The organism is Stenotrophomonas sp. 22692, from assembly GCF_052045015.1.
Taxonomy (GTDB): Bacteria; Pseudomonadota; Gammaproteobacteria; order Xanthomonadales; family Xanthomonadaceae; genus Stenotrophomonas; species Stenotrophomonas geniculata.
Genome location: NZ_JBQEMR010000012.1, coordinates 95,252 through 105,854, shown reverse-complemented (window position 1 = coordinate 105,854; position 10,603 = coordinate 95,252). Strand labels below are relative to the sequence as shown.

Annotated in this window: 11 protein-coding genes; 4 read left to right on the top strand and 7 right to left on the bottom strand. The window is 69.1% G+C overall.

What is annotated here, in order from left to right; all coding sequences use genetic code 11:
- Window positions 1-220: 220 nt before the first annotated feature.
- Window positions 221-2,059: a dihydroxy-acid dehydratase gene (gene ilvD, locus ACTJJM_RS11670; protein WP_440865565.1), complete on the top strand. Its 1,839-nt coding sequence runs from the start codon at window positions 221-223 to the stop codon at window positions 2,057-2,059.
- 138 nt (window positions 2,060-2,197) lie between these two features.
- On the top strand, window positions 2,198-2,809 hold the full coding sequence (locus ACTJJM_RS11665; RefSeq protein ID WP_159360708.1) for a hypothetical protein: 612 nt from the start codon (window positions 2,198-2,200) through the stop codon (window positions 2,807-2,809).
- A 57-nt stretch (window positions 2,810-2,866) separates the two neighbouring features.
- Here ACTJJM_RS11665 and dinG read toward each other — a convergent pair whose 3' ends face one another.
- The 3 genes from dinG to aroE all read right to left on the bottom strand — a co-directional run bounded on the left by dinG (window position 2,867) and on the right by aroE (window position 6,327).
- Window positions 2,867-4,942, bottom strand: coding sequence for an ATP-dependent DNA helicase DinG (gene dinG, locus ACTJJM_RS11660; protein ID WP_171952697.1), 2,076 nt, complete (start codon window positions 4,940-4,942; stop codon window positions 2,867-2,869).
- Between the two features lie 182 nt (window positions 4,943-5,124).
- A complete protein-coding gene (locus tag ACTJJM_RS11655; RefSeq protein ID WP_134730918.1) occupies window positions 5,125-5,478 on the bottom strand; it encodes a hypothetical protein in 354 nt (117 codons plus the stop codon).
- A 3-nt stretch (window positions 5,479-5,481) separates the two neighbouring features.
- Window positions 5,482-6,327: a shikimate dehydrogenase gene (gene aroE / locus ACTJJM_RS11650; protein ID WP_019661661.1), complete on the bottom strand. Its 846-nt coding sequence runs from the start codon at window positions 6,325-6,327 to the stop codon at window positions 5,482-5,484.
- 48 nt (window positions 6,328-6,375) lie between these two features.
- Here aroE and ACTJJM_RS11645 point away from each other — a divergent pair, with 48 nt between their 5' ends.
- Entirely contained in the window at window positions 6,376-7,248 is an 873-nt protein-coding gene (locus ACTJJM_RS11645) for a hypothetical protein (RefSeq protein ID WP_440865562.1), read from the top strand.
- A 55-nt stretch (window positions 7,249-7,303) separates the two neighbouring features.
- Here the strand turns inward: ACTJJM_RS11645 and ACTJJM_RS11640 are convergent, their stop codons facing one another.
- The 4 genes from ACTJJM_RS11640 to ACTJJM_RS11625 form a co-directional block, all read right to left on the bottom strand.
- Window positions 7,304-7,573 carry a hypothetical protein gene (locus tag ACTJJM_RS11640; RefSeq protein ID WP_071305558.1) on the bottom strand — a complete coding sequence of 90 codons (270 nt, stop codon included), beginning with the start codon at window positions 7,571-7,573 and terminating at the stop codon, window positions 7,304-7,306.
- 32 nt (window positions 7,574-7,605) lie between these two features.
- Window positions 7,606-8,595 carry a porphobilinogen synthase gene (hemB, locus tag ACTJJM_RS11635; RefSeq protein ID WP_010482215.1) on the bottom strand — a complete coding sequence of 330 codons (990 nt, stop codon included), beginning with the start codon at window positions 8,593-8,595 and terminating at the stop codon, window positions 7,606-7,608.
- Between the two features lie 19 nt (window positions 8,596-8,614).
- Entirely contained in the window at window positions 8,615-9,532 is a 918-nt protein-coding gene (locus tag ACTJJM_RS11630) for a bestrophin family protein (protein ID WP_010482217.1), read from the bottom strand.
- A 122-nt stretch (window positions 9,533-9,654) separates the two neighbouring features.
- Window positions 9,655-9,903, bottom strand: a complete 249-nt coding sequence (locus ACTJJM_RS11625; RefSeq protein WP_006475755.1) for a hypothetical protein — start codon at window positions 9,901-9,903, stop codon at window positions 9,655-9,657.
- Window positions 9,904-10,087: 184 nt separating this feature from the next.
- On the opposite strand from ACTJJM_RS11625, the gene ACTJJM_RS11620 reads away from it, so the two are divergent.
- On the top strand, window positions 10,088-10,546 hold the full coding sequence (locus ACTJJM_RS11620; RefSeq protein WP_010482223.1) for a hypothetical protein: 459 nt from the start codon (window positions 10,088-10,090) through the stop codon (window positions 10,544-10,546).
- Window positions 10,547-10,603: the final 57 nt, after the last annotated feature.

Genomic DNA, 10,603 nt, shown 5'->3' with positions numbered 1-10,603 from the left:
CCCCCCCCCCCCCCCCCCCCCCCCCCCCCCCCCCCCCCCCCCCCCCCCCCCCTCCTCCCGCAGGAAGCCCGCTGTTGCTTCGGCTGTTGCTTCGGCGGGTGCTTCGGCGGGTGCCGGGCGCAGCCCGGCCGGACCACCTCCGGTGGTTGCAGCAGCAACCGAAAAAATTGGCCATGATCGGCTGACTCCCACGTCGTACGGCCCGCCCGTTCCGCCAGCCATGCCCGAATACCGTTCCCGCACCTCCACCGCCGGCCGCAACATGGCCGGCGCCCGCGCCCTGTGGCGTGCCACCGGCATGAAGGACGGCGACTTCCACAAGCCGATCATCGCCATCGCCAACTCCTTCACCCAGTTCGTGCCCGGCCACGTGCACCTGAAGGACCTCGGCCAGCTGGTCGCGCGCGAGATCGAACAGGTCGGCGGCGTCGCCAAGGAATTCAACACCATCGCCGTGGACGACGGCATCGCGATGGGCCACGACGGCATGCTGTACTCGCTGCCCAGCCGCGAGATCATCGCCGACGCCGTGGAGTACATGGTCAACGCGCACTGCGCCGACGCGCTGGTGTGCATCAGCAACTGTGACAAGATCACCCCTGGCATGCTGATGGCCGCGCTGCGCCTGAACATCCCGGTGGTGTTCGTCTCCGGCGGGCCGATGGAAGCGGGCAAGACCAGGCTGTCCGAGCACAAGCTGGACCTGGTCGACGCGATGGTGGTGGCCGCCGATGACAGCGCCTCCGACGAGAAGGTCGCGGCCTTTGAACGCAGCGCCTGCCCCACCTGCGGCTCCTGCTCGGGCATGTTCACCGCCAACTCGATGAACTGCCTGACCGAAGCGCTGGGCCTGTCGCTGCCCGGCAACGGCACTACGCTGGCCACCCATGCCGACCGCGAGGCGCTGTTCCGCCGCGCCGGCCGGCTGATCGTCGAGCTCTGCCATCGCTGGTATGGCGGCGAGGATCCGACGGCGCTGCCGCGCGGGATCGCCACCCAGGCCGCGTTCGCCAACGCGATGACCCTGGACATCGCCATGGGCGGCTCCACCAACACCATCCTGCACCTGCTGGCCGCAGCGCAGGAAGCGGAGGTCGACTTCGACCTGACCCACATCGACGCGCTGTCGCGACGCGTCCCGCAGCTGTGCAAGGTGGCGCCGAACACACCGAAGTACCACATCGAGGACGTGCACCGCGCCGGCGGCGTGTTCGGCATCCTCGGTGAGCTGGATCGCGCCGGCCTGCTCGATGCCACGGTGCCAACCGTGCACAGCGCCAGCCTGGCCGACGCACTGGAACGCTGGGACGTGGTGCGCAGTGACAACGACACCCTGCACACCTTCTTCAAGGCCGGCCCAGCCGGCATTCCCACCCAGGAGGCCTTCAGCCAGGCCACGCGCTGGCCGACGCTGGACCTGGACCGCGCCGGGGGCTGCATCCGTTCGCTGCAACATGCGTATTCGCTGGAAGGCGGCCTCGCGGTGCTGCGCGGCAACCTGGCTGTCGATGGCTGCGTGGTGAAAACCGCCGGCGTGGACGAATCGATCCATGTGTTCGAAGGCCCCGCGCGCGTCTATGAAAGCCAGGACGCCGCCGTCGCCGGCATCCTCGCCGACGAAGTGCAACCCGGCGAGGTGGTGGTGATCCGCTACGAAGGCCCGAAGGGTGGCCCGGGCATGCAGGAAATGCTGTACCCGACCAGCTATCTGAAGTCGAAGGGGCTGGGCAAACAGTGCGCGCTGCTCACGGATGGCCGCTTCTCCGGCGGCACCTCGGGCCTGTCGATCGGCCACGTCTCGCCGGAAGCGGCCAGCGGCGGCGCGATCGGCCTGGTGGAAGACGGCGACCGCATCCGCATCGACATTCCGGCCCGCCGCATTGATCTGCTGCTGGATGAGGCCACCCTGGCGCAACGCCGCGCCGACGCCGATGCCCGCGGCTGGAAGCCGCGTGCGGCGCGCCCGCGCAAGGTCACCAGCGCCCTGAAGGCCTACGCCCTGCTTGCCACCAGCGCAGACAAGGGCGCCGTGCGCAACGCCGCGCTTCTGGGCGATTGACCGCCATACGGTAGTGCCGGCCGCTGGCCGGCATCTGTACTGCGACGCCCCACATCAATGAGGTTGCCGGCCAGCGGCCGGCGCTCCCCATCCTGATCCGTTATGGTGGTCCAGGAAGTCACCAACACGGAGGTTGAGATGATGTTGCTTTCCTTTGCGCTGGCCGCTGCCATGGGTGCAGCAGCCGAACCGCCAAAAGCACCCGACTGCAGCTACGACCGTGCAGCGATGCTGGCGATGGAACCTGGCCGGTTCGATCAGGACCTGGCAGGTGGCTGGCGCCCGTTGGCCGACCGTGGTTGTACTCGCGAAGCGGCCGACCTGCTGTCCGCCTACGGCGCACTGCCCAAGGCAGAAGGCAATGTCATCATCACGTGGCACGAGGGCCAGCTGCGCGCGGAGCTGGGGCAGACCGCGCAGGCGATTGCGCTGATGGAACGCAGCCACAAGCCAGTAAACGGGAGCGACCCGGGTTACTGGAATGCCTACGTGGACGGCATGGTCGCGTTCCTGCGCCAGGACCGCAGCGCCCTGGAGAAGGCTCGTGCGAGGCTGGTCGCGATACCGACGCCCACCGCGATGGCGGAGAACATCAAGGACGGCCGCTACCACTTCACCACCGAGGGCGGGCAGCAGGTGCAGATGCCGTGGCCGCCGAACCTGGACGTGCTTGATGGACTGCGGCGCTGCTTCGGCAAACCCTACGTGGAGGCCTATGGGCCAGGCTGCCGGAAGCCGGAGGGCGGTTGAGCGCCAGCGCGCGTGCTGGGGTCAGAGCCCTTCCTGCGGAAGGGATCCGACCCCGCCTCAGCCGATCACGCGCTTGAAGGGCGGCAGCGCGTCGATGATGCGCTTGCCGTAGCGGCGGGTCAGCAGCCGCGAATCAAGAATGACCACGCGGCCGGTGTCGGTGGAGGTGCGGATCAGGCGGCCGGCGAACTGGGTCAACGTGCGCAGCGCATGCGGAATGGCGATCAGGTTGAAGGCGTTCAGCCCCCGCCCTTCAAACCATTCGCTGAGCGTGGCGGTCTGCGGGTCGGTCGGCACCGCGAACGGCACCTGGGTGATCACCACCGTGGTGCAGGCCTCACCTGGCAGGTCGAGGCCTTCGCCGAACGAATTCAGCCCGAACAGCACCGAGCCCTCACCCGCCGCGACACGGCGCAGGTGCTCGTCGATCAGCCGTGTCTTGGACATCTCGCCCTGCACCAGCACCTGCTTGCGGCGCGCGGCCGACATCAGGCCAGCCACCTTCTCCATCTTCCAGCGCGAGGTGAACAGCACCATCGAGCCCTTGGCCCAATCCAGCTCGGTGTCGAGGTAGCGTGCCACTTCGCGCGGATGGCCTTCGCGGTCATCCGGCGTGACCGGGAACTTCGGCACGATCAGCTCGGCCTGGTTGGGCAGGTCGAACGGCGACGACAGCGAAACCATCTCGGCCTCTTCGGGAATGCCGTTGTCGATCGCCAGCGATTGGAAATCGCCACCGCCGGTCAGCGTCGCCGAGGTCATCACCACCGAGTCCACTTCATCCCACAGCAGCTTGCGCAGCACGTGCGCGGCCGACACCGGCGAGCCGTGCAGCACCAGGTCGCCGTCGCGGGTGGCGGTGACCCAGCGCGCCATCGGCGGCGCGCCGTCCTTGTCCTCGCGGCGCCACGCCTGCCACAGGTTGTACTGCTGCTCGATCATCTCCAGCGCCATGCCCAGGTTGCGCTGCAGGCGCTCGCGTGCGGCATCGTCCGGCTTGCCCTTGGCCACCTGCGCGGTGGCGGCATGCGCCCAGTTGTAGAGACTGCGGGTATCGTCGGCCAGCGCCTCGATCGGCTCGCGCCAGGCCTCGGGCAGGCGCCCGTTGGCCGCGCGCCACATTGGTTCCTCGTCGGCCGGCGCCGGCATCCACACCCGCTCGATGTGGTCACGGAACGCGCGCAGCTGCTTGGCCACGTTGCTGGCGACCTCGATGGCTTCGTTGGGCAGCAGGTTGCCGAGCCGGTCCTTGTCGACCGCGCGGTAGGCACCGGCAATCAGGATCTGCAGGCGGCCGGTGCGCTTGGCCATTTCATCCAGCGCCAGGCTGGCCGCACCCTGGTCGATGGCCACGTTGCCGATGTGATGGCCTTCGTCCAGCACCAGCAGCATGTCCGACGGCGGCGCGATCAGTGGCTGGCCATTGTCACTGTCGCCGATCGACAGCGCCGACAGCAGCAGCGCGTGGTTGGTGACCACGATCTGCGCATCGCGCACGGTATTGCGCGAGCGCAGCACCGCGCACTGCGCCGAATACGCACAACGGCGCCCGGCGCAGCCCGAAGCCGGCGTGGTGATGCGGCTGCGCAGGCCGGGGCTGATGGTCTCCGGCGCATTGTCAATGTCGCCATCCCAGCTGCCGCTGGTGAAGGCGTCGGTCAGGCGCTTGGCGATGTCCATCTCGATCGGCGCCAGCGGCCGGTCGAACAGCGGCGCGTCATCCTCGAACATGCCGCCCTGCGAGCCCTCGCCCTGCGCCTCGGCGGCATTGCGCGTGCACAGGTAGCGGGTACGGCCCTTGGCCAGCGCCACGGTCGCCTCCAGGCCGGTGGCCTTGAGGAAGTTGGGAATGTCGCGCTCGACCAGCTGCGACTGCAGCGCCACGGTGCCGGTGCTGATCACCAGCTTCTTCCTGGTGGCCAGCGCGATCGGTACACCTGCGGTGAGGTAGCCCAGGCTCTTGCCGACGCCGGTGGGCGCCTCGACCACGCCGACGCCGCCACTTTTCGACAGCGCACGCGACACCACGCCGATCATCTGGCTCTGCGAGCGGCGGGTGGAGAAGCCGGGGGTATTGGCCTGCAGCGTGGTGTACGCCTTGCGGATCGCGTCCTTCAAGGCGTCATCGAGCATGCGCGGAGCGGCAACGGTTTCGGTCACGCCGGGAACTACCGTAGCTGGATCAGGCCGGTCATTGTCGCATGGCCGGCCACGACCGCCGCCGCTGCCTGCCTGAACAAGCCAGCGACGACACCCGGCGGCCGGATGAACACGCCGAACGCTGCTGGGGACAGACCAGGGCCGTCACCGGGAGGTCACTGCACCACGTTGCCACGCAGCCGCAGCAGGCGCACCAGCGCCCACACCAGCAGCACCACGCCGATGGCTTCAACCATTGCCAGCGCGAAGTGCAGCACGCCGAGGATGGTGCCGATGCCCGACACGGCGCCGAAGTTACCGCTGCTGACCAGCCACATCGGCAGGATGCCCGCTGCCAGGCCGCCAAGACTGGACAGCAGCAACAGCAGCAGGCCGGCCAGGGCGCCGGTGCGGGTGGCATCGCGCGGCGCGCCGACCACCCAGACCAGGCCGATGCACAGCGCGATCAGCACCGGCAGGCGCACGCCCACCATGCTCAGCACGGTCACCAGCAGGGTTGTGCCGTCCATCGATCAGTCCTCGCCGGCCAGCACGGCCGAGCCCTGCCGCAGCGACTGGTAGACCTCATCGGTCTGCGGGCGCACGCCATGCCACTGCAGGAAGCTCTCGGCGGCCTGTTCGACCAGCATGCCCAGCCCATCCACGGTATTGCGGCAGTTCGACGCGCGTGCCCAGGCCAGGAAGGCGATGGCAGCCTCGCCGTAGTTGAGGTCGACGGCGGTGGTCATCGAGTTGACCAGCGACAGCGGCAGCTTGAACTCGACGTCGCGGTCGCGGCCGGCCGAGGTGGCATTGACGATCAGCTCGAAGTCACCCAGGTCACGCAGGTCTTCCCAGTAGCGGCTGATCGCGCGGCCCGGTTCGCCCATCGCGTCGATCAGTTCATCGGCGCGTTCCGGTGTGCGGTTGACCACCACCAGCTCGGTGATGCCGGCATCGAGCAGCGCCGGCGCGACGCTGCGCGCGGAACCGCCGGCGCCGATCAGCAGCACGCGGCGGCCACGCAGGTCCAGGCCATGGCGGTCGGTCAGGTCACGCACCAGGCCGATGCCATCGGTGGTATCGCCGTGCCAGCGGTCGCCCTTGCGCAGCAGCGTGTTGACCGAGCCGGCGCGGCGCGCGCGCGCGGTCAGGGTGGTGCACACCGAGAACGCGGCTTCCTTGTGCGGCGAGGTGACGTTGGCACCGACACCGCCTTCGGCGGCGAAGGCTTCCAGGCCGGCCAGGAACGCATCAGGGGCCAGGTCGATTGCACGGTAGTCGATGCTGATGCCTTCCTGGCGACCGAACGTCGCGTGGATCTGCGGCGACTTCGAGTGGGCAACGGGGTGTCCGAAGACGGCGTAACGGTCGGTCATGGAATCCTCAAGCTGGCTAGACTGATGCTCTTTCGTGCACGGACCCGGATGATGCGCATCACCCCGCCCCTGCTGGTGCTTGCCGCCAGTCTACTCTCTGCCCCCGTGGCGATGGCGTTGAACGAGTACGGCATCGAAGGCATGGGCGTGGTCTCCACCCGTGCCGACGAGGGCCGCGCCACGATCAGCGCCGATGGCCAGCGCATCGTGTTCGCACGCCGCGGCGAGGCGGGCTGGGGCCTGTGGCAGGCGCGCGTGGTCGAGGGCCGCTGGCAGCAGGCGCAGGCGCTGCCGGTGGGCGTGGCCGGCGAGGCCCGCGATCCCTACTTCAGCCGTGATGGCCGCTGGCTGCTGTTCGCGGCCGGCCGCGAGGGCGCGCTGGCGCTGTACCGGGCCACGGTGGAAGCCGACGGCCAGCTCGGGAAGGCGCAGCCCTTGGCGGGCGATGGTGGGCGCCGGGAAGAGCGCGGGCCGGCCCTGAGTGCGGACGGCAAGCGGCTGTTGTTTGCCCGCGAGCAGGGTCGCGGCGCGGGCTGGGACCTGTTCGTGGCGTCACTGGACGCGCAGGGCGTGCGTGGCCCAGCCACCGCGTTGGCCGCGTTGAACAGCGCCGACGACGAGACCGACGGCGACTGGCTGGGCAACGACGGCGCGGTGGTGTTCAGCCGTGGCAGCGGCGCGACCGCGCAGGTGTGGAGCAGCGGCTGTGCGTGGACCGGCGCGGCGCTGCAGCCATTGGGGCTGTCATTCAACCAGGCCGGCGGCTGGACCGGCGCGCCAGTGGTCGACAACGCCAAGCCGGGCGAGATGATGGTTGCCAGCAGTGCGGCGAAGGCGCCACGTGCCGGTGGCGTGGATGTGTACCGGTTGGCGGTGCCGAAGGTGGCGGCGGTTGCGGGGTGCGTGCCTGCCGCCCGGTAGATGCCAACCTTGGTTGGCATGCGGGAAAGTGCCAACCAAGGTTGGCACCCACCCGTCAGCGCGACAACACCTTCGCGCGCTGCTGCTCGTACTCGACTTCGCTCAACTGGCCGTTGTCCTTGCGCTGGTTCAGCGCGGCCAGCTCGGCCTGCACGCTCTCCGGCAGGGCCTGCTCACGGGCCACGTGGCGGGCGGCGGAGAGCTGCTCCGGCGGGCGCTTGCCCGCGCGCCATGCGGCGATGAAGACACCGACGATGATGGCGCCGAACACCAGCGTACCGGTGCCCCAGATCAACCATTGCATCCATCCCAGTTCGGGTCCCATCGCGCAGTCCTCCGTCTATCGTGGCGCTATTGTCAGCGCTCGCGCAGCCATCGCGCCACCTGCGGCGCGAAATAGGTCAGCACACCGTCGGCACCGGCCCGCTTGAAGCCCAGCAGCGACTCCAGCACGCAGGCGCGCTCGTCCAGCCAGCCGTTGGCGAAGGCGGCCTTCATCATCGCGTACTCGCCACTCACCTGATAGGCGAAGGTCGGCACGCCAAACGTCTCCTTCACCCGGCGCACCAGGTCCAGGTACGGCATGCCCGGCTTGACCATCACCATGTCGGCACCCTCTTCCAGGTCCAGCGCGATCTCGCGCAGGGCCTCGTCGCCGTTGGCCGGGTCCATCTGGTAGGTCTTCTTGTCGGCCTTGCCGAGGCTGGCCGCGCTGCCCACTGCATCACGGAACGGACCGTAGAACGCCGAGGCGTACTTGGCCGAGTACGCCATGATGCGCACATTGATGTGGTTGCCGGCATCCAGCGCACGGCGGATCGCGCCGATGCGGCCGTCCATCATGTCCGACGGCGAGACGATGTCCACACCGGCCTCGGCGTGCGACACCGACTGCTTGACCAGCGCTTCGACCGTGATGTCGTTCAGCACATAGCCCTTGTCATCGATGATGCCGTCCTGGCCGTGGGTGGTGTACGGGTCCAGCGCCACGTCGGTCATCACCCCCAGCTCCGGGAAGCGCGACTTCAGCGCGCGGATCGCACGCTGCGCCAGACCGTCCTCGGCCCACGCCGCCGACGCATCCAGCGACTTCAGCGACGGGTCGATCACCGGGAACAGGTCGATCACCGGAATGCCCAGCTCCAGCGCTTCTTCGGCCACCTTCAGCAGCTCTTCGATCGACAGCCGCTCCACGCCCGGCATCGACGGCACTGCGGTGCGGCCGGCCAGTTCGTGCACGAACACCGGGTAGATCAGGTCGTCGGTGGTCAGCGTGTTCTCGCGCATCAGGCGGCGCGAGAACTCGTCATGGCGCATGCGGCGCGGGCGGTAAAGCGGGTGGGACATGGCAGGCTCCGAGGAGTGGCTATTGCAACAGGTAGCCCTGCGGCAGCAGGGGTTCGGGCAAGGGGCGTTCGCCGAGCGCGTCGAGCTGGTCGATCTCGATCGTGCGCACCAGCGCGTCCAGCGGCAGGTCGTTCGGCTCCAGGCCGAACGGGTCTTCCATTTCTTCGCCCAGCTGGTCCAGGCCGAAGAAGGCATAGGCCAGCACCGCCGACAGCACCGGCGTGCCCCAGCCCAGCGAACTGGCCAGGCCGAACGGCAGCAGCACGCAGAACATCCACGCGCAGCGGTGCAGCAGCAGGGTGTAGGCGAACGGCAGCGGGGTGGTGAGGATGCGCTCGCAGCCGGCCTGGATCGACGACATCGCGTGCAGGCGCTCTTCCAGCTGGGTGTAGAGGATCGGGTCGAGGTCACCGGCGCGCAGGGCCTGGGCCAGCTCGGCCGCGATCATCGACAGCAGCGCGTCGGGCACGTTCTCACGCTGCCCGAGTTGTTCGCGCTGGCGCTTGTCCAGCCACGGCAGGGCCATCAACGCCACGATGCGCCCGCGCAGGCGACCGGCCAATGCATGGGCGAAGGCGGTGGTGAGATAGGCGATGCGGCGGCGACGGCCGGTGTCATCGGCCAGCAGCAGGTTCACCTGGCGGGCCAGCGAGCGCGATTCGTAGACCAGCTGGCCCCACAGCTTGCGGCCTTCCCACCAGCGCTCGTAGCAGGCGCTGTTGCGGAAGCTGAGGAAGATCGACAGCACCAGGCCAAGCAGGGTGAACGGCGTGACCGACACGCGTTCGATGCCGGTGGGCGGCGCCAGCTCGACCACCGCGGCCACGGCGATGGACAGGATCAGGATGGCCAGCACCTTGGGCGCGATCGCTTTGACGATCGAACCGCGCAGGATGTACAGCAGTTGCCAGCCGTGGGGACGGGGTCGGATGATCATGGGGCAGCCGCGCCGGGCGCGGATTCACAGGCACGCGTGGGGCTCGCGCAGCCATTCATTGTACGCCCCTGCCCGGCCACCGGCCTTGCGCCTGCGACGCCCTGTCGCACCCGGGCGCGGGCTCAGATCACGCCGCCACCCAGGCCGAGGCGGAGGATGCCCACCACCACCACGATGCCGTTCAGGACCAGGCCCGCCCAGGCCCGGCCACGCTTGCTCGGGTGGGTGAACAGGATGCCCAGCGCGGCGATGACCGCGCCCACCGCAGCGAACGGGATCAGGAACCAGTTGCCCCAGCCGAGCAGTGGAATCAGCGCCAGGATCATCCACAACAGCGCCAGTACGCCCCACAACAGACTGATCACACCCATGCCGCTCTCCCGCAGTTGGTTCCTGCCCCAACCATAGACGTTCCCGCTGCCGCCGCCTACTGCCATTGGCGGAGCTGTCACCCGCACCGTGCTAGCGTGCTGCCGTGCGTGCCCTGGCCCGGGTGTTGGCGCCGATTCAGAGTGGCCCGCCGATGATCGCAACCAGTCCTACAGGGGTCGTGCCATGAACATCCGTTGGGCCGCGTTGGCGGCCATCCTGCTGGTCGCCGCTGGCTGTGCCAGCACCTCCAAGGTGATGCTGGGCCGCGCCCGCGCACCGATCGATCCGGCGCTGGTGCAGATCTACTCGACGCCACCGGCCGGTTCCCAGGAAATCGCCCAGCTGGAATCGGCGTCCGCCGTCGGCTTCGGCACCCAGGGCCAGACCGATGCCGCTGTGGCACGCCTGAAGCGTGAGGCCGCCGCGCTCGGCGCCAATGGCGTGGTGCTGATGGGCGTGGGCAGCAGCGGCTCGCCGGTGGGCATGTCGGTGGGCGCCGGCACGTTCGGTTCGCACGTCGGTGGCGGCGTCGGCATCGGTATTCCGACGACGCAGAAGCGCGCCGCCGGCGTCGCCATCTGGGTGCCGAATCCGGCACCGCCAGCGCGGTTGCCGACACAGGTGATCACCCCGCAGCGGTGACGCGGCAGCGTCACCGCGGGTAGCGCCGGGCCATGCCCGGCGTCTCTCCCGCTGCGC